Here is a 25853-nt window from a genome sequence, read left to right as displayed (position 1 = left end):
TTATTGGTATATACTTGCAATAGTATATTAAGGCGGTGTAGAATAAATGGACTGGAAAAAATTAACAATAGATAGTAGAGAGGAACTACAAAAATTTTTAAAAAATAAGTTTGAAACTTCAGATATGAATTTTACAAATCTTTTTTTATGGAGTTTTAGTGAAAATATTCAATATGCAGTTGAGAATGAGATACTTTATATAAAAGGATTTTATGAAGGTAATGAATATTATTTTTCACCTGTTTCAAAAGATGATAATAAAGATAAGATAATAACTGCTGTAAAAAAAATTAAAGAAAAGAATGGAAAGATAGTTTTCATTCCTGAAAGCTATAAAGAGTTCTTAAAAGAGGATTTTATAGTGACAGAGGAGAGAGATTCCTTTGACTATATCTATTTACAAGAGGATTTAGCAGAACTTAAAGGAAGAAAATTTTCTTCTAAAAAAAATAAAATAAATAAATTTAAAAAAACATATAACTTTACTTATGAAAAAATATCAAGAGAAAATATAGAGGATATAAGAATTTTTCAAAGAGAATGGACTGAAAATAGAAAAGAGGATACAATTATAATATCTGAAACTATGGGTATAGAAGAGCTTCTTAATAACTATGAAATTTTAGAATTAAGAGGAGGAGTTATAAAAGTTGATGGAAAAATAGTGGCTTATGCTATTGGAGAAAAATTAACAGAAAATATGGGAGTTATCCATATTGAAAAAGGGATATTTGATTACCAAGGAAGTTATCAGATGATAAATATGTATGTTGCAAAAGAGGAGTTTTCAGATGTTAAACTTATGAATAGAGAAGATGATTTTGGAAGCTTAGGATTAAGAGAAGCAAAACTTTCTTATCAACCAATTGAATTTATAAAAAAATACAGTATATAGAGGAGGAGTGCTATGTTTAAAGTTATCAACAAAATTGAAAAAGGTTATGATTTAAATATTGTATTATGTTTTGAGGGACAAGTTAATATTTGTGAACACATATCTTCAACAAACAAGGATTTAATAGAAAAGTTAATAAATAAAAAAGAGTTTACAGGGAAAAAAGGTGAAACTTTAAAAGTTGAATTTTTAGAAGGAACATACTTAATTTCAATGATTTTTGTAGGAATGGGTAAAGAGGAAGAGTTTAATTTAGATATATATAGAGAGGTAATGTTTGATGTATTGTCTAAAGAGAAAGGTTCAGTTTTAATATCAGCAGAGAATGAAAAATTACTAAACTATAATGTTTTAGGGGAAATTTCATCAAATGTAAATTATAACTTTGATACATTTAAAGAGAAAAAAGGTGAAACTTTAGAAATAGAGCTATTTATTCCTGGAGAAGAAAAAGATTTTTCAGAAACAATTCTTTTAGGAGAAGCAACAGATATAGCTAGGGATTTAGTAGATCAACCTGCAAACGTTATTAATCCAATAACTTTAGCAGAAAAAGCTGTTGAACTTGGGAAAAAATACGGATTTGAAGTTGAGATTTTAGATGAAAAAGAGATTGAAAAATTAGGTATGAATCTTCTTTTAGCGGTTGGTAGAGCATCTATAACAAAACCAAGACTTATTGTAATGAGATATCTAAATGGAAAAGATAACAATGAAAAGATAGGATTAGTAGGAAAAGGATTAACATATGATACAGGTGGACTTTGTATAAAGCCAGCAGACTCTATGTTTGAAATGAAAAGCGATATGGCAGGAGCAGCTTCTGTAATAGGTGCTATGTGTGCTATTGCTAAAGGAAAAGTTGAAAAGAATGTAGTTGCAATAGTTCCAGCATGTGAAAATGCTATAAATGAGAATGCTTATAGACCAGGAGATATTATAAAATCAATGAATGGAAAAACTGTTGAGATTATAAATACAGATGCAGAGGGAAGATTAGCACTAGCAGATGCATTAACTTATGCTGTAAGAAATGAAAAGGTGACAGAAGTTGTTGATTTAGCAACACTTACTGGGGCAATTCTTGTTGCATTAGGAACAATTACAACAGGAGTATTTTCAAATAATGATGAAAAATACGCTATGTTAGAAAAAAGTAGTAAGCTATATGGAGAAAAAGTTTGGAGAATGCCAATATTCGATGGTGCGACACGTTTCGTGATGAAAAGTCACGACATATTAAGAGTAGCTTAGGAATAAGCGAAAATAATAGAGAACTGTATTTCTGAGAAGTAGAATGAAGGAGTAACGCCCTGAAATGCTTCCCCTAATACTCCGATATGCAACGAGGATTAACTAGTTAATTAATATTAACTCCATAATTGTATAAAGCTCGGTGAAGTCGGCTAAGAGCTATCCCTAACATGTTAAGATGAGGAAATGCGAACCAGAGGTGGTCGAGGTAGTGATAGGTCGGGGGTCAAATCTATATGGTGAGAATGCACAAAGTGCTGACGAAGTTGCGAATGTACGAATCGAGAGATTGATATAGTAGAAATGCTATAATCACAAATTGTGATGTAAGTGGCGATTAGTAAAATTTGTCGATATGAAAATCGCTATACTGTTACAGGCAGTATCAAGCTTACCGGTTTATAGCAGCCACCTAAGTAGATTTTAATGATAAGGAATATGGAACGTGGAAAGCAAGACACAATAGTAGAAGCTTTAGTTAGAGTGTTGGTAGATATAAGCTATTAAATAATAGTGAAATTCTTTTAGTCTTGTGAGAGTAGGGGCACAGTACCAGTGAAACCATGATAATAAGTGGTGGAGGGATAGCCCTAAGTCAATAATTTTAAAATTATTTAAATTTAGAATTAATAAGTGAATGGTAGTAAACCGAGAAAATAAAGTTTCCAAATTATTTAAAGAAAGGAAACGGACAACTTATGAGTTTAATAGAAAAGATTTCATCAAATGAAAATATATATTTAGCTATTGAAACTATTAAATTAAATCCTGGAAGTAAAACTCCAGGGGTAGATGGAAAAACCATTGAAAATATTATTGCGAATATAAATAAAGTTGTATTAAAAATTAAAAAAGAGTTAAGCGATGGGAAATACCATGCCGGTGAAATAAGAAGAGTAAATATACCAAAAGGAAAAGGCGAAACAAGACCACTAGGAATTCCAAATATTTATGATAGAATAGTTCAGCAATGTATAAAACAAGTTATAGAACCTATTATAGATAAAAAGTTTCATCCAAACTCATTTGGATTTAGACCTGGACGTAGTGCAGAACATGCAATTGCACAAAATAATAATTTAATCAATATAGCAAAATTTTATTTTGTAGTAGATATAGATATTAAAGGTTTCTTTGATAATATTAATCATAGTAAGTTAATAAAACAACTAAGAGCAATAGGAATTAAAGAAAATAAAGTAATATCTATCATAAAAAACATGTTAAAAGCAAAAACCAAATTACCAACAGGTGAAATAATAGAAAATAATAAAGGCGTGCCACAAGGTGGAGTACTTTCTCCTCTTTTAGCTAATATAGTTCTAAATGAACTAGACTGGTGGATTCATAGGCAATGGACAGGAATAAAGTTAAAAAATAAATACTCAAATATTGCAAACAAAGAAAAATCACTAAGAATAAGAACTCATCTGGATGAAATTAAAATTGTCAGATATGCAGATGACTTTAAACTCTATTGTAAAAGTATAGGATCCGCCCAAAAGTTCTTCAAATTGACAAAGTTATTCTTGAAAGAGAGACTGAAGTTAGAAATATCTGAAAAGAAATCTAAAATAGTAAATCTTAAGAAACAATCAAGTGAATTTTTAGGAATAAGAATTACTACAATCAAAAATAGTGGTAAAAGAACGGTGAGAACCTTTATTTCAAGCAAGGCAAAAATGAGTATTAAAAAGACTATCGCAAAAGAAATAACACAACTTAAAAAGAACTGCAATAAGTATCAAGCGCAAAAGTATAACACGATAGTAGCTGGAATTCAAAATTACTATTGTAAAGCAACAATGGTTAGTAAAGATTTAGGTAAAATAGGATATATAATGGGAAGAAAGTTAATAAAACTATTTGGCAAAGGAAGTTACACAAAAGATAAGTCCTACTGTAGAAGATATAAAAACTATAACTTCAAAGTATGGAATGTCGCTGAAGTTACCTTGTATACAATTGGAGCATGCAAATATAAAATTGTAAAATCATACTCAAGTAAAAAAGAAATATTTGACAAAATAGATGAGGAACTAAATGAAACAAGCGATTTAAAAGTTATCGAATGGGAAAAAATAAAAGCCAAACTAAGATTTCTAAGGAATTCAACTTGCGAGATAACAAGAGAATATATAAGTGGGCAAGATAGATTTTATGTTCATCACATAATACCAAAAGAAAAAGGCGGAACAGATGAAATGGAAAATTTAATTTTGTTAAAATATGAATTTAAAAAGTTATTGAACAGTGAAAATCCTAATGAATATTTTCCTGAGAATGAGATGTATCAAAAACTATTAAAAGCACTTTCTAAACAAATGTAATTTTAAAATTATGATGGAACGCCGTGTGCGGTGAAAGTCGCATGCACGGTGTGGAGCGGGGGAAAACTTAGAGATAATTTCAAAGAGTTACCTATCGCTATAGTATAGCGAATTATTAAAATCAACTGTTGCAGATGTAAAACATACTGGTGGAAGAATGGGTGGATCAATAACTGCAGCTAAGTTTTTAGAAGGATTTGTTGAAGGATTACCGTGGATACATATGGATATAGCAGGAACTGCATTTAATAGCGGTGTAAAATGGTTTAAAAAAGGTGCTACAGGAGTTGGAGTAAAAGCACTTTATAGTTATGTAAAAAATAGATAAAATAAAAAGGTGAGAAATTCTCACCTTTTCTTATATAAGGTAGGTGGGAAAATGATAAAAAATCAATTAAAAGTTTTATGGAAGGATCTTTTTAATGATGAGTCAGATTATATAAATTGGTATTTTGATAATGTTTATAATGAAGAAAATACAAAGATGTTTTTAAAAAATAATAAAGTTTATGGAATGCTATTTGAAAATAGTTATCATATATCAGTTGATGAAGATAGGTTTATGGGAAGATATCTTGTAGGTGTAGGAGTAACTCCTGAAAAAAGAGGAGAGGGGGTTATGAAAGAGTTACTTTTAAAAAGTTTAAAAGAAGCATATGATTTTGGTGAAGAGTTTATATATTTAACGCCAATTGATAAAAAAATATATGAAAGATTTGGATTTGCTTATATTTCAACACTTTCTAAATATGAACTAGAGTTTCCTGTATTATGTGATTTTAAAAAAGAGTTTAAAATTGAGAAAATACAAGATGAAAGTTATGACCAAAATATTTTAATAAAATTAAAAGAATTTTATAAAGAAGTTTCTCAAGAATATTATGTAAAAGTTGCTAGAGAAAAAGAGGACTACAAGAAGATATTATCAGAAATTTTTTGTGAAGATGGATTAATCTATATTAGCTATGATATAGCTGGAAAAATAAATGGTTATATGAGTTTAGTTAAGTCTGAAAGTATATATGTAAAAGAAATTTTATTTAAGGATAAAGATACTTTAGAAGGATTATTATCTATTTTATATGGATATAAGGATTACTATAAAAAAATAGAGATTATTCTTCCTGAAAATACATATTTAGAAGATTATTTAGATAGTGAAAATTTAGTTAAAAAAACTCTAAAAAATAAAGTACAAGTAAGAATTTTACATGTTGAAAAAGTATTGAAAAGACTAAGTAAAAGTTTAAAAGAGAATGAAGAGATTAAAATATATGTACAAGATAGATATATAGAGTCTAATACAGGGGTATTTAAAATAAATAAAAGTGAAGTTGAGAAGATAGAGGGAGAGTTTGATTTAAGTTTGGATATAAATGACTTAGCAACTTTAGCTTATGGATTTAGAGATTATAAATCTTTAAAAAAAATAGAAAGTTTTTATATAAAAAATAAGGATAAAGAGCAAATATTAAGTAGTATATTTATAAGAAGAATAAACTATTTTAATCAAGATTTTTAGAACTTTAAATAGCTAAGGAGGGACTATGGAGAGTAGAATAGAATATGTAGAAAAACATCTAGGAAGTTTAGAAGACTTTGTAAGAAAAAATTCCAAATATTACTTAGAAAGTTGGAGAAGTGAAAAGATTAAATTTAATTTTGCAGCATTTCTATTTGAAACACTATGGTTTGCCTATCGGAAAATGTATAAAAGTGCAGTTGTACTTTTACTTATGAATCTTCTTATAAACTTAGTAACATTTTTATTTTTAATAAAAACAAAGTTTTTTATGGGAGGAACTATTTTAGTTCTATTTATTAGGATATATATTGGCTTTAAGGCGAATGATTTTTATTTTATGAAAGCAGAAAAAGTTCTTGAAAAAAGAGGTTTTGAACCAGAAGATAGAGATTGTGGAACAAGTATGTTAGGAGTAGTAATAATAATATTTATAGCAATTGTTTTTCAAGTGTTATTAGATTTTTATTTAGGAGTGACCTTATATTATTAAAATTAAAAAACAGCTGAGAAATCAGCTGTTTTTTTTATTTTTCCATATAGAAAATTACATTCATACTTGCAGTAACATCGACATCATTTGGAACTGTTAAAGGAATTGGTGTATCATCAGCTTTAGCTGCTGAGTTTAACATAAAAGATATTGGTCTAGGCATTGAGTAATTTAAATCAATATTTTTAGGAGAAACCTTAAAGTCATCTATACCTGCGATTAAAGCAGCTTTATATTTAGCATTTTCATAGGCTAATTTATATGCTTTATCCTCTAACTCTTTTCTATCAGCTATAAAAAAGTTAATCTCTCCAATATTATTTACACCACCATTATTAAGAGCAGTAAGTACAGTACCAGCTTTATCTAAATCATTACTAGTAATTAAAATTTGATTTCTAACAAAGTACTTCATCTCTCCATCTTTTACATTGTAATCATTTCTATAATTTAAAGAGTAATTTTCAGTTTTTATATTATTTTCTTTTAAACCACTTTTCTTTAATAAACCAATGGCTTTATTAACAATATCTGTATTTTCACTAATAGCTGTTTGTGAGTTTTTATTTGTTGTTTCAACAGTAGCTATTATGCTAAAAGTATCAGGTTTTCCTGAAACAGTTCCTGTTCCAGTAACAGAGATTGTAGGCGTTTCATTAGCTAAAGAGAAAGCTGAAGTTAAAAGAAATAAAGTTCCAATTGTTTTTTTCATAAAATCCTCCTAGAATTTTTTTAAAATCAAAGTTTCTAGAGAAAGTTTAGGCACATAGTGTACATTTTCCTCTACATCTCTATGATACTTTAAATTACCAATATTTCCTTTAGTTAAAATAACTTTGTCAGTTGGTTTTCCTAGGGCTACTAAAATTTGAGGATTGTAAGTATCCATATCTAAATCAAGAGTTTTAGATACATCTAATTTATTAAAAGCTCCAATTAAACATCCACCAAAACCTAGCTCTGTAGCTTTTAAAAGAATATTTTGACATGCAATTCCAATATCAATACCTAAAGTTATAGGAGATAAAAGATTTTCTTTAAGAGTACTAATAAGGATATAGGCTTTGGGTCCCTCTTCTAAAGTTGGACTCCAAGGAATAGCTCCCGCCCAAGCTGTATGAGGAAAAATTTTGTGACATAAACTTTGAGAACTAACAAGGGTATATCTAAGTGTTTGGCTATTTCTAGCAGATCCACCTAGATGAGCAGCATTGATTAAACTTTCTAAAGTTTCAATATCAATTTCTGTAGAATCGAAAGTTCTATGAGAACGAGTTTTGATTAATAGTTCATTTAACATGGATAACCTCCTCAATTATTTTAACACAATACTACTTTATAAATACTAAAAAGTCAACATGTTAAGAGGAAAAAGTGGACAATTGGTGTAAGTTATTATAGAATAAGTTATTATTTTTACAAATTAGGGAGGGAAAATTTATGAATTTTATATACGACAGAAAAAAAACTGCGGTAATTTATAAAGATAAAGAGCATTCGTACTATGAACTTATAAAGATGGCAAAGATATATTCAAGTTTAATGAATATAGAAAAAGAGGATAGAGTAGCTATTTTTATGGAGAATAGACCGGAGTATATGGGAGCTGTACTAGGAGTATGGGATAAGAAAGGGACGTGTACTAACTTAGATGCAAGTTATAATGCAGATCAATTGATATATGTTTTCAATGATTCTCATCCTAAATATATAATTACTTCTAATGAGAATATAGAGGTAGTTAAAAAAGCTAAAGAGGCATCAAATTCAAGTATAAATATATTGAATGTTGATGAAATAGATATAACAAAAGATATAGATATTGAAAATGTAGCTGTAGAATGTTTAGAAAAAGATGCAGTAGCAGTTATGTTGTATACATCAGGGACAACAGGAAATCCAAAAGGTGTAATGTTAACTTTTGATAATATAATGTCTAATGTAGATGCTATAGAAGAGATAAAAATGGTAACACCTGAAGATAGATTACTAGCTTTATTGCCATTTCATCATATACTACCACTATCTTTTACAGTATTAATGCCACTAAAATTTGGATGTTTAGTTGTTATTTTAGATGAGTTATCATCAGAAGCGATAAAAAGAAACTTACAAAAATATAAAATAACTATTGTGATAGGAGTACCAAGAGTTTGGGAGATGTTCCACAAGGGAATTAAAGGAAAAATTAAAGAAAATGCGTTAAGTTATAAACTTTTTAATATATGTAAATCTTTAAATATTATGCCTTTAAATAAAATTGTGTTTAAAAAAATTCAAGATGCTTTTGGAGGAAATATAAAGTTCTTAGTTTCAGGTGGAGCTAAGTTAGATAAAGAGATTTGTGAAGATTTTAATATATTTGGATTTAAAATGTTAGAGGGATATGGACTAACAGAAACGTCACCAATTATATCTTTCAATAGAATAGATAATGTTATTGCTGGTACAGTTGGAACTCCTTTACCAGGAGTTAAAGTTAAATTAGAAGAAGATGGAGAGATTGTTGTAAAAGGTAGAAATGTTATGAAAGGATATTATAACAAACCTGAAGCAACAGCTGAAGCTATAGATAGTGAAGGATGGTTCCATACAGGAGATTTAGGACAGTTTGATGGAGATCATTTAAAAATAATTGGTAGAAAAAAAGAGATGATCGTTTTATCAAATGGTAAAAACATTAATCCGTCAGATATTGAAGCTGAAATTATGAAAGGAACTAATTTAATTCAAGAGGTTGCTGTAACAGAGGATGAAAAACATCTAATAGCAATTGTTTATCCTGATTTTAAAGTTTTAGAAGAGAAGAAAATTGCAAATGCTAAAGAAGCTATTAAATGGGAAGTTATAGATAAATATAATGTAACAGCACCAAAATATAAAAAAATATTAGATATAGTTATAGTAAAAGAGGAGTTGCCAAAAACAAAACTTGGAAAACTTAGAAGATTTATGTTAAAAGATTTACTGAAAGGAAGTAATTTAATTAAAGGAACACCAGATGAAATAGTATCAGAGAAAGAGGTTGAAAAAAGAGTATCTACATCTAAAGAGATTAATACTCAAGAGTTTAAAGCAATTTCAAAATTTATTGGAACTCTTCATGATGAAATAGAGATAATTCCAGAATCACACTTAGAAATTGATTTAGGACTAGATTCATTAGATATAGTTGAAATAATAACATTTATTCAAAATACTTTTGGTGTTGATATTTCAGAAGAGGATTTCTCAAGAATAAAAACTGTAGAAGCTCTTTGTCAATATGTAAGAGAAAAAGGTGGAAATTTTGAAGAGAAAGAGATTAATTGGAAGAAGATATTTGAGGAACCAGTTGATTTAAAAATGCCTAGTTCAAAATATGTCATTCCAATAACAACGATATTAAAACCTTTATTTACTTGGTATATAAAATTAGAAAAAAATACAAATAAATTGGAAAAAACATCTCCTGTTATATATATAGGAAACCATCAAAGTATGTTAGATGCTTTTGCTTTTGGACAAGCTTTACCAAAGGATATATTAAAAAATACATATTTCTTAGCTATAAATATTCATTTTGAAGGTAAAATAAAAAAATATTTAGCAGAAAATGGAAATGTTATTTTAATAGATGTTAATAAAAATCTAAAAGAAACATTGAAAATAGCAGCTAAAGTCTTAAAGGAAGGGAAAAATTTAGTGATATTCCCAGAGGGAGCTAGAACAAGAGATGGAGAGTTACAAGATTTCAAAAAAACATTTGCTATGTTGTCAAAAGAGCTAGATATTCCAGTTGTTCCTTTTGCAATAAATGGAGCTTATGACTTAATGCCATATGGAAAAGGAGTTCCAAGTTCAGGAAAAATGAGTATCACAATTTTAGATAAAATATTACCTGAAAATAAATCAGTAGAAGAGATTGTAAAAGTAACTAGAGACTCGATAGAAAAAAGTATAAATAACTAAAAATAAAAGCTGACATATTTTCTATGTCAGCTTTTTACTTACCTCATGATATTGAAATAATAACACAATTATGCTATAATCACTTGATGATTAAAAAAACACCTGTAATAATTTGGGAGGAAAAATTGGAATTTGTAAAGAATCATAATAAAACAGCGATATTTTATGAGGGGAAAGAATATTCGTATAAAGAGTTAATAGCTGGAGCTAAAGAGTATGCATCACTTTTAGATTTAGCAAAAGAGGAAAAAGCAGTAATATTTATGGAAAATAGACCAGAACTATTATATGCTTTTTTAGGGATTTGGGATAAAAAAGGAACGTGTGTATGTTTAGATGCTGCTTCAAAAGTATCTGAGTTTCAATATTTTATAGAGGATTGTACACCTAAATACATATTTGTTTCAAATAATACTTATGATATAGCAAAAGAAGCTATTAATCTATCTGGAGTCCAAACAATAGTTTTAAATGTAGATGAGATAGATCTATCAAAAGCAGATAAAGAGGGAATTATTTATGCCCCAGATAGAGAGGCAGTGGCATTAATACTATATACATCTGGAACAACTGGAAGTCCAAAAGGAGTAATGTTAACTTTTGATAATATATTGGTAAATATAGAGGGATTAAATAAATATAAAATGTATGAACCAACAGATAGAGTTTTAGCACTACTACCAATGCATCATATATTCCCACTTTTAGGATCTGGAATTGTTCCATTACAACAAGGAGCAACAATAGCATTCTTAAAAGAGTTATCATCTCAAGCAATGGTAGATGCTTTAAAAAATTATAAGATAACTATGATGATTGGAGTACCTAGACTTTGGGAGATGTTACATAAAAAAATAATGGAAAAAATAAACTCAAATAAAGTTATAAAATCATTATTTAAATTATGTGAAAAGCTTGATAATAAAGAGTTAAGTAAGAAAATCTTTAAAAAGGTTCATGAAGGATTTGGAGGAAATATAAGATTTTTTGTATCAGGAGGATCTAAACTAAATCCAGAAGTATCAAGAGATTTTAAAACTTTAGGAATAGATGTATGTGAAGGATACGGACTTACAGAAACAGCACCTATGATATCTTTTACACCTATAAATCAAGTAGTACCTGGGTCAGCTGGTAAAATAATGGATGGAGTTCAGGTAAAAATAGCTGAAGATGGTGAAATTTTATCTAAGGGTAGAAACCTAATGAAAGGGTACTATAAAAAACCTGAAGCAACTGCAGAGGTTATAGATTCAGAGGGATGGTTCCACACAGGAGATTTAGGAGAGTTAAAAAATGATTATCTTTTTGTAACAGGAAGAAAAAAAGAGATGATAGTTTTATCAAATGGAAAAAACATAAATCCTGTGGAAATTGAGCAGTTTATTTTATCAAAAACAGATTTAATAGAAGAGATGGTTGTAATAGAGTATAACTCTTTACTTACAGCAGTTATATACCCTAATTTTACTAAGGTAAAAGAGCATAGAGTTACAAATATAGCTGAGACACTAAAAACTGGTATAATAGATAAGTATAATGGTTCTACACCAAATTACAAAAAGATTTTAGATTTAAAAATAGTACAACAAGAGTTACCCAAAACAAAGATTGGAAAGATAAGAAGATTTATGGTTCCAGCTCTTTTAGAAGGTAAAATAGAAGAGGAAAAAGAGGAAAATATTCCAACTTTTGAAGAGTATAAGGCTATTTCAGATTATTTAACGAACTTAAAAGGTAAAAAAGTTATGTCAAATGCTCATCTTGAGTTAGACTTAGGATTAGATTCTTTAGATTTAGTTGAATTTATAGCTTTTGTTGAAAGTAGCTTCGGAGTTACTTTGACAGAGGAGGTTTTAACAGAAAATCCTACAGTAATTAAAATTGCAGAATATTTAAAAGAAAATTCAACAAGTTTAGAGATAAAGGATGTTGATTGGAAAAAAATATTAGAAAAAGATAATTTTGAAGGATTACCAAAATCTAACTCTATGGGAAAATTAGTAAAAGCACTATTTAAACCACTATTTTCATTATATATAAAAATAGAAAAAGAAGGTTTAGAGAATTCTAAAGTTACAAAGCCAACAGTATTTGTTGGAAATCACCAAAGTTTCTTAGATGGTTTTATATTTACTCAAAGTATAGATAATAAAACTTTAGATAATACATATTTCTTAGCAAAAGTAGCACACTTTAAAAAAGGATTTATGAGTTACTTAGGAGAAAATTCTAATATTATGTTAATTGATATTAATAAAAATTTAGCAGAAACACTACAGTGTGCTGCAACAGCTTTAAGACAGGGGAAAAATATAGTTATATTCCCTGAAGGAACAAGAAGTAGAGATGGAGAGATGAGAGAGTTTAAAAAGTTCTATGGAATATTAGCTAAAGAACTAAATGCAGATATAGTTCCTTTTGGAATAAAAGGAGCATACGAATTATTTCCAGCTCATAGAAAAATGCCAAAAAGTGGAACAGTAAAAATAAAATTCTTCCCTAGAGTTTCTTCTGAAACTTTACCTGTTGAAGATATTGTAAAAAACAACTTTAATGAGATTAAAGAGTGGGTAGATAAGATATAAAAAAAGGTTGCCTATTGGCAACCTTTTTAATTACTATTAAATTGATAGCATAGGACCAAGGTGTTGTCCACCTAACAAATGGAAATGTAAGTGAAACACTTCCTGTCCTCCATGAGTATTGCAGTTTGCAATAACTCTATATCCATCTTCAGAAATATTTAAATCCTTAGCAATATCTTTAATAGCTAGATACATAGCAGTTAAATATTCAGAATCCTCAGCAGTAATATCATTTAAAGTTGGTATCTCTTTTTTAGGTACAACTAGAATATGAATTGGAGCTTGAGGATTTATATCTTTAAAAGCTATAACTTTATCATTTTCAAAAATGATAGAAGCTGGAATCTCTCTATTTATAATTTTAGTAAATATAGTAGCCATTGTATTTTACTCCTTTAATAAAAGATTAAAGTTCGATAGCTTGGATTCTTGTTAAGTGTCTTCCACCTAAGAATTCAGTTTTTAAGAATTCGTCTACAATTTCAAGAGCTAAAACGTCTCCAGTCATTCTAGCACCAAGGGCAAGAATGTTAGCGTCGTTATGCTCTCTAGTTAATTTAGCCATAGTAGTATTTGAACATAAAGCTGCTCTTATTCCTTTAAATCTGTTGGCTGCAATTGAAATTCCAATTCCAGTACCACAAATAAGGATACCAAAATCTGCTTCTTTATTAAGAATAGAGTTAGCTACAGCTTTTGCATAAACAGGATAATCAACTGATTCAGTTGAATAACATCCTTTATCTAAAACTTCAAATCCTTTATCTTCTAAGTGTTTCTTAACAATCTCTTTTAAAGCAAATCCACCATGATCTGCACCTAAAGCTATTTTCATCTATTTATACTCCTTAATTCTTATAGTAATAATTAGTCTTCAAAACCGTGGAAATGAGGATGTCCGTGCTCAATCTCCTCTTCAGTAGCGTCTCTAACATCAGAAACAGTAACTTCAAATCTTAAATCTTTACCTGCAAAAGGATGGTTTCCATCTGCTGTGATAATTTCATCTTCGATTTTTGTGATGATAAATGATTGCTCAGAACCATCATCCATATCAGCTATAAAGTCAAGTCCTTCATAGATATCATCAAATTCAACAAACTCAGATTTTTCCATATCAACGATTAAATCCTCGTCGTACTCTCCGTATCCTTCTTCTGGAGTTAATTCAATAGTAGTAGTATATCCTTTTTCTTTTCCTTCTAAAGCTTCTTCGATAGCTGGAACAAAGTTTCCAAATCCGTGGATATAGAAAAATGGTCCTACATCTTGTGTGTCCTCTAAAAGTTCTCCGTTGTTTTTGTCGTAAACTTTAAACTCAAGTGTTACTACTTTTCCTTCTTCTATTTTCATATAAAACACCTCACTAAAATCCCTATACAAGATAGGGTTATTTGACACTTTAAAGCATAACATAAAATACAAGAAATTTCATTAAAAATCTTAAATTATTTAAAAAAATTCATATTTTTTTTAACTACCATACAATTTTCTTGATTAGTTAATTTTTCAAGAAGATAAAAAGCTAAATCAATAGCAGTACCAGGGCCTGAAGAAGTAATAATGTTATCAGATATTACAATATCTTTTTTAATAGGAATGGCATTATATTGTTCTAATTGTTTAAAATATCTTTCATTATCTAAGAGGTATGTTGTAGCAGGAATATTTTTTAAATATCCATGAATTCCAATTGCTAAAGCTCCAGTGCATATTCCAATTATAGTTTTTTTATTTGAAATAAAATGATTTAACAAGGAATTTAGTGTTTCTGATTGAATATCATTAAAGAATCCAGCTTTACCAAATCCACCGGGAATTATTAAGGCATGAAACTCGTCTAAATTAATAGATGTTTTTAATAAGTTAACTTCAGGAATAATTTTTAAATTCCAAGTGGCGTTAAGTACATCATGAATGGCACAAATTGTGGGGAAAACTTTTTTAGTTCCAACAATATTATTCCAGCCAAAAACATCGATAAATGGCGATAATTCGAGGCTTTCAAAGCCATTAGATGCAAAAATTAAAATTTTTTTCATAAATTTTATGGTTCCTTTCAAAAAATAGTTGACTTAATTTCCAAAAAGCTCTACAATATCTCGTATTTTAAAAGAAATTAATAATGTAAATTATATATTATTTTATAACTTTTTGATATCATTTTTAAGAACAAAATTTATTAAACAAGGAGGTAAGATGACTAAATTAAATCAATATCAAACACCTATATTCTCAACACTGAAGGACGTATATGCGAAAAGAGACATAATTCCTTTCCATGTTCCAGGGCATAAGAGAGGAAAGGGAATGGATAAAGAGTTTTACGAGTTTATGGGACCTAATCCCTTCTCAATTGATGTAACTATCTTTAAGATGGTTGATGGATTACACAATCCAAAGAGTTGTATAAAAGAAGCACAAGAGTTAGCAGCTGACGCTTATGGAGTAAAGAAAACCTTTTTCGCTGTCAACGGAACATCAGGAGCGATTCAAGCTATGATTATGTCTGTTGTAAAGCCAGGAGAGAAAATATTAGTCCCTAGAAATGTGCACAAATCAGTTTCTGGTGGAATTATATTAAGTGGATCAGTTCCAGTATATATGAATCCTGAAGTAGATGACGAATTAGGAATAGCTCATGGAGTTAGACCAGAAGTTGTTGAAAATATGCTTAAGCAGCATCCAGACACAAAAGCTGTATTAATCATTAACCCAACATACTATGGAGCGGCAACTGATATCAAAAAGATTGCAGATATAGTTCATAGCTATGATATTCCTTTAATAGTTGATGAGGCTCACGGAGCTCACTTACACTTCCATGAAGAGTTACCAATATCAGCAATAGATGCAGGGGCAGATATTTGCTGTCAAAGTACTCATAAAATAATTGGAGCAATGACACAAATGTCAATGTTACATGTAAACTCAACAAGAGTAGATGTAAATAGAATACAACAGATATTAAGTATTCTACATACAACATCACCTTCATATCCGCTAATGGCATCATTAGATTGTGCTAGAAGACAGATAGCTACAGAAGGAAGAGAGTTATTAACAAGAACATTGAAATTAGCAAGAGATTTAAGAGCAGAAGTTAATAAAATTCCAGGGATCTTCTCTTTTGGAAAAGAGATTGTAGGAAGATATGGAATACATGATTTCGATGAAACAAAACTTTCTATATCAGCAAGAGAGTTAGGATTAACAGGATTTGAGTTAGAAACTTTACTTGTTGATGATTATAATATCCAAGTTGAGTTATCAGATTTCTATAATGTATTAGGACTAATTACATTAGGGGATGACGAAGTAAGTACAGGTAAATTACTTGATGCTTTAAAAGATATCAGTAAGAGATTCTTTGGAAAAGGAAAGAAAATAGGAGAATCAGTTGGAAAAATGCCAACTATACCTGAATCAATCTTAATCCCGAGAGAAGCTTTCTACAGTGAGAATAATAAAATTAAATTCTTAGAAAGCGAAGGAAAAATTTGTGCTGAGATGATTATGGCATATCCACCAGGAATTCCAGTAATCTATCCAGGAGAAAGAATTACAAGAGATATAATCACATATATTCAAAACTTAAAGGCAGCAAAGCTTCACGTTCAAGGAATGGAAGACCCTGAGTTAGAATATATTAAAGTTATAGATGAAGAAGATGCAGTATATTTATATACTGAAAAAATGAAAAATAAAATGTTTGCTGTTCCAATGAACTTAGGAGCAAATAAAGCAGGTATTGAATTTGGACCAGAAGTTTTAGAGGAGTACTTCCCAGATACATTTGGTGAGATGACTTATATAGATATTGAAAAGCAAAGAGAGAATTTCAATGAGTGGTCATTAAAATATAAAAATACAATACTTAATACTTGTGAGAAGTTAGCAACAGCAGTAAACGAAGCTGTAAGAGATGGATATAGACCAATAACTATTGGAGGAGATCACTCAATAGCACTAGGATCAATATCAGGGGTAGCGTTAGAAAAAGAAGTTGGGGTAGTGTGGATTGATGCTCACGGAGATATGAATACTGATGAAACAACAATGTCAGGAAATATTCATGGAATGCCGTTAGCACTTTTACAAGGAGCTGGAGATAGAGACTTAGTAAATTGTTTCTACGAAGGAGCTAAAATTGACAGCAAAAATGTTGTAATTTTAGGAGCTAGAGATTTAGATGTAAAAGAAAGAGACGTTATTGAAGAGTTAGGAGTAAAAGTAATTCCTTATGATGAAGTTGTTCATAAAGGATTAGATAATGTTTTAGATGAGATAAGAGACTACTTAAAGATTGATAATATCCATATAAGTTTTGATGTGGATTCAGTTGATCCAGAGTTTGCTCCAGGAGTAAGTACACCAGTTAGAAATGGATTCACTCCAGAAGAGATGTTCAAAACATTTAGATTCTTATTTAAAAACTACTCTATAACATCAGTAGACATAGTAGAATACAATCCAGTAAACGATAAAAATGAGAAGACTATGAATTTTGTAAATGATTTAACGGAGTTTGTATTAAATCCAAACGTATAAGTATATAGAGGTGTGAGATGAAAAAGGCGGTATTAGCTAATTTAGAGCAGAATTATTCAACGTATAGTAAGAGTTTTAAAAAGATTGTGGACTTTATAAAACATAATCAGAGTATAGTATCATTTATTTCAATAAATGAGCTAGCTAAAGAGACAGGAACAAGTCCAGCTACAATAACAAGATTTTCAAAAAATTTAGGTTTTAAAGGTTATCCTGATTTCCAAAGAGTTTTCCAAAAAGATGTAGAGATATCAACTTCTCAAATGAAAGAGTTCAGACAAGAGATTGATTCAATGTCAGGGGATGGAATACTATCTGAAATCATAACTACGAACATAGAGCTTTTAGAGGAGATAGATACTGTAGCTATAGAAGAGCAATTAGAAAAAGCTATGGAGATGATAAAAACTAGTAGAAAGTTATATATATTAGGAGCAAGAGGGTCATATGCTCTAGCATACTATCTATATTTTATGTTAAAAGAATTAAGAGAGGATGTAGAGTTAATGATATCAGGAGCATCTGATTTTACAGATAAGCTTCTTTATTCAAGCCCGGATGATGTACTATTTACAATATCATTCCATCCATATACAAACTTTACTTGTCAAGTAACTGAGTTTTTTAAAGAGCAAGGAAATAGAATAATTACTATGACTGATAAAAAAGATTCTGTATTAGGTAATATATCTGATTTAGTAATCACCACAAAAAATGGAGGAAAAGCTTATACTTTTGTTCCAGGTATAATTATTTTAAATGCTTTACTTTTAAAATTTGGAAAACAAAATAAAGAGGAAAGTATTGAAAGATTAGACAAATTAAAGAAAATAACAGATAGATTTAATATCTATCAAAGATAAAAAAAAGAGAGCGAAAGCTCTCTTTTTTATCTTTGATATTTTAACTTTATAAATAGATTATCTAAACTTCTTAATATAAGACCAATTAAAAGTAGCGGAAATAAGTAGAACTTTGCTGAATAATCCACTATAGAGTTATTATTAGTTCTTTTCTTTTCTAACATTTTTATTTTGTTCACCCCTTTTATTTACAAAAGTAATTATATACCACTTTTTCCATTTATGCAAGAAATAAAAAATACTTGTTTTGAAAGGTGAATTGTGATAAAATGTTTAATCGAAAAGTGCTTTAAAATAAGTAAAGAAATACTAAAAAAGTAGAATACATTAACAAGGAGAAAAGAAATGAGTGAAAATTTAGAAAAAAGATACGGCTTTTCAGTAGCTTTTTCAATGGTTGTAGGAATTGTTATTGGAATTGGAATCTTCTTTAAAGCTGGTCAAATTTTAGTAGCAGCTAATATGAATCCAAAAATTGCAATTGCAGCTTGGGTACTTGGAGGTATTATATCAATATTATCAGGTCTTACTGCAGCAGAAGTTGGAGCAGCTATTCCTGAAACAGGTGGTATGATTGCATGGATTAAGAAAATTTATGGAAAAAGAATAGCCTTTTTAGTTGGATGGGCTCAATTAATAATATATTTTCCAGCTTTAATAGGTTTAATTGCATATTATTTTGCAGTATTTACAGGAAACTTTTTAAATATAGATCCTAGTAATACTATGTTTTTAGGAGGAACAGCATTTGTTGCTATATCTTTCCTATTTGCAATAAATATATTTACAAAAAATGTAGGTGGAAAAATTCAAACACTAGCTACAGCAGCTAAAATTGTACCACTATTATTGATAACTATATTTGGATTTTTATCTGCAGATAATTCATCGGGAATGTTTTATATGACAGAGATTACAAGAGAAACTACATCTTCATCACCCTTAGTTTTATTAGGATTATCATTAGTACCAATTATGTTTGCTTTTGATGGATGGATATATGTTGGAACAATTGCAGGAGATTTAAAAAATGTAAAAAAAGATCTTCCTAGAGCAATTATATTAGGATTAGGATTTATAGCGATATTTTATGTGGCATTAAACCTAGCACTATTAAATGTATTCACAGCAGAGGAGATTGTAAAAGTTGGAATGTTTGGAGTAGCTACAAAATTATTTGGACCAATGGGAGCTAAGTTTATATTCTTAGGAATTATGATATCAGCATTTGGTGGGCTAAATGGTATGATATTAGCATCAACAAGAATACCGTATACTTTAGCAATAGAGGGACACCTTCCAAAGAAGGAGTTTTTTGCTAAAATAGATGATAAACATAAACAACCTATAAACTCTTCAGTAGTTATGTATCTATTATCAGTTTTCTTCTTAATAGCTATGATTATAACAGGAAATCCAGATGTATTTGGAGATATTCCAGTAGCATTGTTCTGGTTATTCTACTGTTTAGTATTTTTAGGATTATTTATTTTAAGAAAAAACGAACCAAATTTAGAAAGACCATATAGAGTTCCATTTTATCCAGTTGTGCCAATACTTGCATTAATAGGTGGAGCATCAATATTTATTTATGCAGCTATATCAAATCCAACATATATGGCAGTATCAGTGGCATTAACTTTAACAGGTCTTTTTGTTTATAGAGAAAATTAATAAGATATAAAAAAGGTTGCTAAAGAGCAACCTTTTTTTATAGGAAAGTTAATCCCAACATAATAACAATACCAGAGTAAATTGTAATAATTACTCCATATCCCATAATATCTTTTGCACCTAATTTAGCAATACCTAAGGCAGGCAGAGCCCAGAAGGGTTGAATCATATTAGTCCAAGCATCTCCCCAAGCGATAGCCATACCAGTTCTTGCTGTTGAAACCCCGAGTTCTACACTTGCTGGCATCATAATAGGAGCCTGAACAGCCCATTGCCCACCACCAGATGGAACAAAGAAATTTACAATTCCAGCACTTAAGAAAGTTAAGCTTGGAAATGAAAGAGCAGTGGATGAACTGATAAAACTTTGTGATATTATACCTGCTAAAGAAGCTCCATCACTGTTTTGTCCGACCATCATTCCCATTATTCCAGCATAAAAAGGAAATTGTAGTATAATTCCAGCAGCTCCTTTACAAGCATTTCCAAAAGCTAAAAGAAGATTTTTAGGAGTTTTATGAGCAACTATAGCAGTAACTAAAAAAATCATATTTACAATGTTAAGATTCAAATCAAATCCCTTTTGAAGGAAATATCCAATTATATATGTATATCCAAGAATACCAATTAAAATGTTAACAACTGGACTATTTTCAATTTTGTCAGCAGGAGTCATCTCAGCTTTATCAAAAGTAACTGGTTGCACATCATCTTCTAATAATGCAGGGTCAACTTGAAAAACATCCTCTTTATTTTTAGGGTGCATGGCAGCATTTAATAAAGGAAGCGTAAATAATAAAGCAAAAAGGATGATTAAATTATATGATGAAAATAGAGTTTGAGATGTACTAATTCCTTTATCTAAAGCTCCAGCAGTAGCTTTTGAAAGGTTTCCAGAAGCTAAAGTAAGAGGAATAGATCCAGAAATTCCTCCATGCCATAACAAGAAACCAGAGTAAGCAGAAGCAATAAGAAGACGATAGTCGACACCTTTGATTTTCTTTGCAATCTCTTTAGCATAGATTGCTCCAATAACAAGTCCAAACCCCCAGTTTAAAATACAAGCTACTCCAGATACAAAAGTAACATAGATAATAGCTTGAATAGGAGATTTTGGAAGATTAGAAAGCTTATCTAAGATTCTTTTAAAAAAAGGAGCAGTTGCTAAAGTATGTCCTGTTACAAGAACCATTACCATTTGCATAGAGAAAGCTAAAAGAGACCAAACACCATTACCCCAATGCATAGCTATTTGAAAAGGTGATTGTTTAGTCATTATAGTTGCAGCAATAAAAACAATAAAAGTAAGGATTGCTGCAAAAAGGAAAGCATCAGGAAGATACTTTTGCATTATAGTAACGCAAAGTTGAGTGAATTTTTCAAAAAGATTAAATTGTTTATTTTTAACTGTATTATCCAATTTTCATACCCCCATATCTTATTTAAAAAAGCAAAGGATATTTTCTATCCTTTGCTTTAAAGTGGTAACTTTTAAGGTTTATTTTTCAGCTTTTGCTTTTCTAATCTCTTCAACTAAATAAGTTGCTGTTTTTCCTAAATCAGTTACTAATCCTAAATCTGCTACTCCAAAAATAGGTGCCGCTTTATCTTTATTTATAGCTATTATGTACTCTGACTCCTCCATTCCAGCTAAGTGCTGTATTGCTCCAGAGATTCCAAATGCAAAGTATACATCTGGTCTAACTGTTTTTCCTGTTTGTCCAACTTGTCTATCATGACTTACTATTCCAGCATCAACTAATGCTCTAGAAGCCGCTGCTACTCCACCAAGTTCATTTGCAAGAAGTTCTAAGTTGTCAAATCCACCTTGAGCTCCAACTCCTCTTCCTCCTGAAACTAGTATTTTAGCCTCTGTAATATCTACTTTTGCTTTTGCTTCTTTTATTATATTTAAAACTTTTACTTTCATTTTTGAGTGATCAAAATTAACTTTAAAATCTGTAATTTTTCCACCTCTATTCTCATCTTTTGATAATCTTGTCATAACTCCAGGTCTAACTGTTGACATTTGAGGTCTGTGATCAGGACAGATGATAGTGGCCATTAAGTTTCCACCAAAAGCTGGTCTTGTCATTAAAAACTCTCTATTTTCTCCAATCTCTAACATTGTACAATCAGCTGTAAGTCCTGTTTCAATTCTAGATGAGATTCTAGGTCCTAAGTCTCTTCCAAGTGTAGTCGCTCCAATTAATACAATCTCAGGTTTTCTTTCGTTAATAACTGCTGAAAATGCTTGTGTATAAGCTTCAGTATCATAGATTGCTAACTCTTTTGAATCTACTACTACAACTTCATCAGCACCATAAGCAACTAACTCTTTAGCTAAATTTTGGATGTTATATCCTAAAAGTACAGCTGTAACTTTCTCATCAAGAGATTTAGCTAACTCTTTTCCTTTACCGATTAACTCTAATCCAACATTTTGTAGTACTCCCTCTCTTTGCTCAGCAAAAACAAGGATCCCTCTATATTCATTTAAATTCATGACATTCTCCTTCTTTAAAATTTTAGATTATAAATTTTTCCTTTAATTTTTCAACAATAATTTTCGCTGCTTCTTGAGGGTCAACTTCATAAAGCTGTCCAACTGCTTTAACACCTTTAGTAAATGATTTTTTAACTTTTGTTGGAGAACCTTTAAGTCCTAATTTTTCTTCATCTATATCAGATAATCTATCTACTCCCCAAACCTCAACCTCTTTATTGAAAGCTTCTACAATGTTTTTAACGTTCATATATCTTGGTTTATTTGCTTCAGCTAAGATTGTCATTAAACAAGGTTTTTGAACTTGAAGTAACATGTATCCCTCTTCAGTAGCTCTTTTTACTTCAAATGTATCTTTTCCATCAAACTTAATATCATTTACATATGTAATTTGTGGAAGATTTAAAAATTCAGCAATTTGTGGCCCAACTTGTGCAGTATCTCCATCAATAGCTTGTCTTCCTGCAATAATAAGGTCATAATCTAACTCTTTTAAAGCTGCTGATATCGCATGAGATGTAGCTAGTGTATCTGCTCCTGCAAATTTTCTATCAGTTAAAAGTATTGCTCTATCTACTCCCATAGCAATAGCTTCTCTTAAAGCTGAATCAGCTTGAGGAGGTCCCATTGTTATAGCAGTAACGTGAGCTCCAAATTTATCTTTTAATCTTAATGCTTCTTCTAATCCACCTTTATCATCTGGATTTATGATACTAGGTACTCCATCTCTAATAAGAGTTCCTTTAACAGGATCTAATCTAATCTCTGTAGTATCAGGTACTTGTTTTATACATACAACTATTTTCATTCTGTTTAATCCTCCTAATTTACTTTAGTAATGATCCTGCGATAACCATTCTTTGAACTTCTGAAGTTCCCTCATAAATCTCAGTAATTTTAGCATCTCTCATCATTCTCTCAACAGGATACTCTCTTGTATATCCATATCCTCCATGAAGTTGAACAGCTTTTGTTGTTACATCCATAGCTGTTTCAGCAGCAAATAGTTTTGCTGTAGCAGCATCAACTGAGTAGTTTTCTTTTCTAGATTTTTTCCAAGCAGCTTTGTAAACTAGGTGTTTCGAAGCTTCTACTTTTGCATACATATCAGCAATTTGGAACTGTGTATTTTGGAATTGAGAAAGAGCTCTTCCAAATTGTTTTCTCTCTTTTACATATTTAATAGTTTCATCTAAAGCTCCACCAGCAATTCCAAGAGCTTGAGCAGCAATTCCAATTCTTCCTCCATCAAGAGTCATCATTGCAATTTTAAATCCTTTTCCAATAGCTCCAACTAAGTTTTCCTTTGGAATTCTACAATCTTCAAAGATTAACTCACAAGTAGCAGAACCTTTAATTCCAAGCTTTTTCTCTTTTTTACCTACAGAGAATCCAGGAGTATCAGCTTCAACTATAAAAGTAGAGATACCTTTTAAACCAGCTGATTTATCAGTCATGGCAAATATAATATAAACGTGAGCATATCCAGCATTTGTTATAAATATTTTAGAACCGTTTAATACCCACTCATTAGTTTTTTCATCAAACCAAGCAGTAGTTTGTTGTCCAGCAGCGTCAGTACCAGCGTTTGGTTCAGTTAAACCAAAAGCACCAATCCATTCACCAGAAGCCATTTTAGGAAGATACTTTTGTTTTTGCTCCTCAGTTCCAAACTCTAAAATAGGAGCAACTCCTAAAGATGTATGAGCAGAAAGGATAACTCCAGTAGTACCACAAACTTTTGAAAGCTCTTCAACAGCCATAGTATACATAATTTGGTCTCCACCAGCACCACCGTATTGAGTAGGAATAACAATTCCCATAAGACCAGTTTTACTCATTTTTTCAACAGTTTCAACAGGGAATCTCTCTTCCTCATCAATTTCAGCAGCAAGAGGTTTAACTTCATTTTCAGCAAAAGCTGTAATCATTTGCTTAAAAAGTTCTTGCGATTTAGTTAATGTAAAATCCATTTATTTCCTCCTAATATATTTTATTGAACATTTTTTACTATTATTGCAGTCCCCATTCCTCCACCGATACAAAGACTTGCTAAACCATATTCAGATTTTCTTTTTTTCATTTCATGTACAAGGGTAGTTAGTATTCTAGCTCCACTAGCACCAACAGGGTGTCCTAAAGCAATTGCTCCACCGTTAACATTAGTTTTATCGTTAAACCAAGCAGGGTCTATTGAATACATTTCACAAAGTTCTTTCATAACTCCAAGAGATTGAACTGCAAAAGCTTCATTAAGTTCTAAGATATTCATATCTTTTAATTTCATTCCAGTTTTATCTAAAACATTTTTTATAGCTGGAACAGGTCCAAGTCCCATAACTAAAGGATCAACTCCTCCTTGTCCAACTCCAACAATCTCAACTAAAGGAGTTAAGTTATATTTTTTAACAGCTGATTCAGAAGCTATAAGTAAAATTGCAGCTCCATCATTTATACCAGAAGCGTTTCCAGCTGTAACAGAACCATCTTTTTTAAATGCAGGTCTAAGTTGAGAAAGTTTTTCTAAAGATGTTTTTCTATTTGGATATTCATCTGTATCAACAACTATTGTTTCTTTTCTATCCTTTACTTCAATAGGAACAATCTCATCTTTGAAACGTCCACTATCAATTGCAGCAATTGCCTTTTGTTGAGACTCTATAGAAAATTGATCTTGTTCTTCTCTAGAGATATTATGCTTTTCAGCTATATTTTCAGCAGTTATTCCCATGTGAACTCCATGGAAAGCATCTGTTAAAGCATCTAAAATCATATGATCTTTAGCTAAAGAATCTCCCATTTTAATTCCTGTTCTAATGTTGTGGTTAAGTAGATGTGGAGCTTGTGACATAGATTCAGTTCCACCTGCTAAAATAAGAGAAGCTTCACCAGATTTTATAATTTGATATGCTGACATAACAGCTTTCATTCCACTTCCACAGATAATATTTAAAGAGTAAGCTGGAACTGAGTAAGGAACCCCACCCCTAACAGCTGATTGTCTTCCAACTCCTTGAGCATGTCCAGCAGATAAAACATTTCCAATAATAACTTCATCTAAGTTATTAGGGTCAACTTTAGTTTCTTCAAGAATATTTTTTATAACTTCTCCTGCTAAATGACTTGGAGATACTTTGTTTAAAGAACCTAAAAAAGATCCAATGGGAGTTCTTTTTGCAGCTACAATATAGATTTTTTCCATTTATTTAAAAACCTCCTAGTAAAT

At 30.2% G+C, this 25853-nt stretch carries 22 protein-coding genes and 1 pseudogene; 11 read left to right on the top strand and 12 right to left on the bottom strand.

What is annotated here, in order from left to right; all coding sequences use genetic code 11:
* Positions 1–46 precede the first annotated feature (46 nt).
* From H5J23_RS07955 to H5J23_RS07930, 6 genes and pseudogenes are all read left to right on the top strand, one after another.
* Positions 47–895, top strand: a complete 849-nt coding sequence (locus H5J23_RS07955) for a DUF2156 domain-containing protein (RefSeq protein ID WP_023049608.1) — start codon at positions 47–49, stop codon at positions 893–895.
* Between the two features lie 12 nt (positions 896–907).
* On the top strand, positions 908–2149 hold the full coding sequence (locus tag H5J23_RS07950) for a M17 family metallopeptidase (RefSeq protein WP_185891709.1): 1242 nt from the start codon (positions 908–910) through the stop codon (positions 2147–2149).
* Between the two features lie 698 nt (positions 2150–2847).
* Positions 2848–4479 (top strand): group II intron reverse transcriptase/maturase, encoded by a 1632-nt coding sequence (ltrA, locus tag H5J23_RS07945; RefSeq protein ID WP_185891708.1) that lies wholly within the window; start codon positions 2848–2850, stop codon positions 4477–4479.
* A 115-nt stretch (positions 4480–4594) separates the two neighbouring features.
* Positions 4595–4807, top strand: a pseudogene (locus tag H5J23_RS07940) (aminopeptidase); the annotation flags it as partial.
* A gap of 51 nt (positions 4808–4858) precedes the next feature.
* The gene (eis, locus tag H5J23_RS07935; RefSeq protein ID WP_185891706.1) at positions 4859–6001 is read left to right on the top strand and encodes an enhanced intracellular survival protein Eis; all 1143 of its coding nucleotides are present in this window, start codon (positions 4859–4861) and stop codon (positions 5999–6001) included.
* Positions 6002–6026: 25 nt separating this feature from the next.
* Positions 6027–6494 (top strand): DUF2628 domain-containing protein, encoded by a 468-nt coding sequence (locus H5J23_RS07930; RefSeq protein WP_185891705.1) that lies wholly within the window; start codon positions 6027–6029, stop codon positions 6492–6494.
* A gap of 34 nt (positions 6495–6528) precedes the next feature.
* Here H5J23_RS07930 and H5J23_RS07925 read toward each other — a convergent pair whose 3' ends face one another.
* Positions 6529–7206 carry an SIMPL domain-containing protein gene (locus tag H5J23_RS07925; RefSeq protein ID WP_023049612.1) on the bottom strand — a complete coding sequence of 226 codons (678 nt, stop codon included), beginning with the start codon at positions 7204–7206 and terminating at the stop codon, positions 6529–6531.
* 9 nt (positions 7207–7215) lie between these two features.
* On the bottom strand, positions 7216–7794 hold the full coding sequence (locus H5J23_RS07920) for a nitroreductase family protein (RefSeq protein ID WP_023049613.1): 579 nt from the start codon (positions 7792–7794) through the stop codon (positions 7216–7218).
* A gap of 140 nt (positions 7795–7934) precedes the next feature.
* Between H5J23_RS07920 and H5J23_RS07915 the strand changes: the two genes are divergently transcribed.
* Entirely contained in the window at positions 7935–10445 is a 2511-nt protein-coding gene (locus H5J23_RS07915) for an AMP-binding protein (protein WP_023049614.1), read from the top strand.
* A gap of 125 nt (positions 10446–10570) precedes the next feature.
* Positions 10571–13033 (top strand): AMP-binding protein, encoded by a 2463-nt coding sequence (locus tag H5J23_RS07910; protein ID WP_185891703.1) that lies wholly within the window; start codon positions 10571–10573, stop codon positions 13031–13033.
* Between the two features lie 36 nt (positions 13034–13069).
* On the opposite strand, the gene H5J23_RS07905 is transcribed toward H5J23_RS07910, so the two are convergent.
* The 4 genes from H5J23_RS07905 to H5J23_RS07890 all read right to left on the bottom strand — a co-directional run bounded on the left by H5J23_RS07905 (position 13070) and on the right by H5J23_RS07890 (position 15075).
* On the bottom strand, positions 13070–13414 hold the full coding sequence (locus H5J23_RS07905; protein ID WP_023049616.1) for a histidine triad nucleotide-binding protein: 345 nt from the start codon (positions 13412–13414) through the stop codon (positions 13070–13072).
* A 25-nt stretch (positions 13415–13439) separates the two neighbouring features.
* Positions 13440–13868: a ribose 5-phosphate isomerase B gene (gene rpiB, locus H5J23_RS07900; RefSeq protein ID WP_023049617.1), complete on the bottom strand. Its 429-nt coding sequence runs from the start codon at positions 13866–13868 to the stop codon at positions 13440–13442.
* Positions 13869–13900: 32 nt separating this feature from the next.
* The gene (locus tag H5J23_RS07895; RefSeq protein ID WP_023049618.1) at positions 13901–14386 is read right to left on the bottom strand and encodes a peptidylprolyl isomerase; all 486 of its coding nucleotides are present in this window, start codon (positions 14384–14386) and stop codon (positions 13901–13903) included.
* 95 nt (positions 14387–14481) lie between these two features.
* Positions 14482–15075, bottom strand: a complete 594-nt coding sequence (locus tag H5J23_RS07890) for a DJ-1/PfpI family protein (RefSeq protein WP_185891701.1) — start codon at positions 15073–15075, stop codon at positions 14482–14484.
* A gap of 157 nt (positions 15076–15232) precedes the next feature.
* On the opposite strand from H5J23_RS07890, the gene H5J23_RS07885 reads away from it, so the two are divergent.
* Both H5J23_RS07885 and H5J23_RS07880 read left to right on the top strand, forming a co-directional pair.
* Positions 15233–17584, top strand: a complete 2352-nt coding sequence (locus tag H5J23_RS07885; RefSeq protein WP_040405904.1) for an aminotransferase class I/II-fold pyridoxal phosphate-dependent enzyme — start codon at positions 15233–15235, stop codon at positions 17582–17584.
* Positions 17585–17601: 17 nt separating this feature from the next.
* Positions 17602–18447 carry a MurR/RpiR family transcriptional regulator gene (locus tag H5J23_RS07880; protein ID WP_023049621.1) on the top strand — a complete coding sequence of 282 codons (846 nt, stop codon included), beginning with the start codon at positions 17602–17604 and terminating at the stop codon, positions 18445–18447.
* A gap of 26 nt (positions 18448–18473) precedes the next feature.
* Here H5J23_RS07880 and H5J23_RS07875 read toward each other — a convergent pair whose 3' ends face one another.
* On the bottom strand, positions 18474–18611 hold the full coding sequence (locus H5J23_RS07875; RefSeq protein WP_023049622.1) for a hypothetical protein: 138 nt from the start codon (positions 18609–18611) through the stop codon (positions 18474–18476).
* 181 nt (positions 18612–18792) lie between these two features.
* On the opposite strand from H5J23_RS07875, the gene H5J23_RS07870 reads away from it, so the two are divergent.
* Positions 18793–20121 carry an APC family permease gene (locus H5J23_RS07870; protein WP_185891699.1) on the top strand — a complete coding sequence of 443 codons (1329 nt, stop codon included), beginning with the start codon at positions 18793–18795 and terminating at the stop codon, positions 20119–20121.
* A gap of 37 nt (positions 20122–20158) precedes the next feature.
* Here the strand turns inward: H5J23_RS07870 and H5J23_RS07865 are convergent, their stop codons facing one another.
* From H5J23_RS07865 to H5J23_RS07845, 5 genes are all read right to left on the bottom strand, one after another.
* Positions 20159–21541: a short-chain fatty acid transporter gene (locus H5J23_RS07865; protein WP_023049624.1), complete on the bottom strand. Its 1383-nt coding sequence runs from the start codon at positions 21539–21541 to the stop codon at positions 20159–20161.
* Positions 21542–21619: 78 nt separating this feature from the next.
* Entirely contained in the window at positions 21620–22627 is a 1008-nt protein-coding gene (locus H5J23_RS07860; RefSeq protein ID WP_185891697.1) for an electron transfer flavoprotein subunit alpha/FixB family protein, read from the bottom strand.
* A 22-nt stretch (positions 22628–22649) separates the two neighbouring features.
* The gene (locus tag H5J23_RS07855) at positions 22650–23435 is read right to left on the bottom strand and encodes an electron transfer flavoprotein subunit beta/FixA family protein (protein WP_023052071.1); all 786 of its coding nucleotides are present in this window, start codon (positions 23433–23435) and stop codon (positions 22650–22652) included.
* Positions 23436–23454: 19 nt separating this feature from the next.
* Positions 23455–24600: an acyl-CoA dehydrogenase gene (locus H5J23_RS07850; protein ID WP_023052072.1), complete on the bottom strand. Its 1146-nt coding sequence runs from the start codon at positions 24598–24600 to the stop codon at positions 23455–23457.
* A gap of 20 nt (positions 24601–24620) precedes the next feature.
* The gene (locus H5J23_RS07845) at positions 24621–25829 is read right to left on the bottom strand and encodes an acetyl-CoA C-acetyltransferase (protein ID WP_185891695.1); all 1209 of its coding nucleotides are present in this window, start codon (positions 25827–25829) and stop codon (positions 24621–24623) included.
* Between the last annotated feature and the right edge of the window lie 24 nt (positions 25830–25853).

The organism is Cetobacterium sp. 2G large (genome assembly GCF_014250655.1).
Classification (GTDB): Bacteria; Fusobacteriota; Fusobacteriia; order Fusobacteriales; family Fusobacteriaceae; genus Cetobacterium_A; species Cetobacterium_A somerae.
This window is presented reverse-complemented; position numbering and strand designations above follow the sequence as displayed.

What these genes read in the sequence shown, in the direction of transcription:
- H5J23_RS07895 (WP_023049618.1), bottom strand. Translation starts at nt 14,386, where the DNA reads ATGAAAATAGAAGAAGGAAAAGTAGTAACACTTGAGTTTAAAGTTTAC.
- H5J23_RS07930 (WP_185891705.1), top strand. Translation starts at nt 6,027, where the DNA reads ATGGAGAGTAGAATAGAATATGTAGAAAAACATCTAGGAAGTTTAGAA.
- H5J23_RS07955 (WP_023049608.1), top strand. Translation starts at nt 47, where the DNA reads ATGGACTGGAAAAAATTAACAATAGATAGTAGAGAGGAACTACAAAAA.
- H5J23_RS07920 (WP_023049613.1), bottom strand. Translation starts at nt 7,794, where the DNA reads ATGTTAAATGAACTATTAATCAAAACTCGTTCTCATAGAACTTTCGAT.
- ltrA (WP_185891708.1), top strand. Translation starts at nt 2,848, where the DNA reads ATGAGTTTAATAGAAAAGATTTCATCAAATGAAAATATATATTTAGCT.
- H5J23_RS07890 (WP_185891701.1), bottom strand. Translation starts at nt 15,075, where the DNA reads ATGAAAAAAATTTTAATTTTTGCATCTAATGGCTTTGAAAGCCTCGAA.
- H5J23_RS07850 (WP_023052072.1), bottom strand. Translation starts at nt 24,600, where the DNA reads ATGGATTTTACATTAACTAAATCGCAAGAACTTTTTAAGCAAATGATT.
- eis (WP_185891706.1), top strand. Translation starts at nt 4,859, where the DNA reads ATGATAAAAAATCAATTAAAAGTTTTATGGAAGGATCTTTTTAATGAT.
- H5J23_RS07875 (WP_023049622.1), bottom strand. Translation starts at nt 18,611, where the DNA reads ATGTTAGAAAAGAAAAGAACTAATAATAACTCTATAGTGGATTATTCA.
- H5J23_RS07855 (WP_023052071.1), bottom strand. Translation starts at nt 23,435, where the DNA reads ATGAAAATAGTTGTATGTATAAAACAAGTACCTGATACTACAGAGATT.
- H5J23_RS07870 (WP_185891699.1), top strand. Translation starts at nt 18,793, where the DNA reads ATGAGTGAAAATTTAGAAAAAAGATACGGCTTTTCAGTAGCTTTTTCA.
- H5J23_RS07845 (WP_185891695.1), bottom strand. Translation starts at nt 25,829, where the DNA reads ATGGAAAAAATCTATATTGTAGCTGCAAAAAGAACTCCCATTGGATCT.
- H5J23_RS07885 (WP_040405904.1), top strand. Translation starts at nt 15,233, where the DNA reads ATGACTAAATTAAATCAATATCAAACACCTATATTCTCAACACTGAAG.
- rpiB (WP_023049617.1), bottom strand. Translation starts at nt 13,868, where the DNA reads ATGAAAATAGCTTTAGGTGCAGATCATGGTGGATTTGCTTTAAAAGAG.
- H5J23_RS07915 (WP_023049614.1), top strand. Translation starts at nt 7,935, where the DNA reads ATGAATTTTATATACGACAGAAAAAAAACTGCGGTAATTTATAAAGAT.
- H5J23_RS07905 (WP_023049616.1), bottom strand. Translation starts at nt 13,414, where the DNA reads ATGGCTACTATATTTACTAAAATTATAAATAGAGAGATTCCAGCTTCT.
- H5J23_RS07860 (WP_185891697.1), bottom strand. Translation starts at nt 22,627, where the DNA reads ATGAATTTAAATGAATATAGAGGGATCCTTGTTTTTGCTGAGCAAAGA.
- H5J23_RS07950 (WP_185891709.1), top strand. Translation starts at nt 908, where the DNA reads ATGTTTAAAGTTATCAACAAAATTGAAAAAGGTTATGATTTAAATATT.
- H5J23_RS07880 (WP_023049621.1), top strand. Translation starts at nt 17,602, where the DNA reads ATGAAAAAGGCGGTATTAGCTAATTTAGAGCAGAATTATTCAACGTAT.
- H5J23_RS07925 (WP_023049612.1), bottom strand. Translation starts at nt 7,206, where the DNA reads ATGAAAAAAACAATTGGAACTTTATTTCTTTTAACTTCAGCTTTCTCT.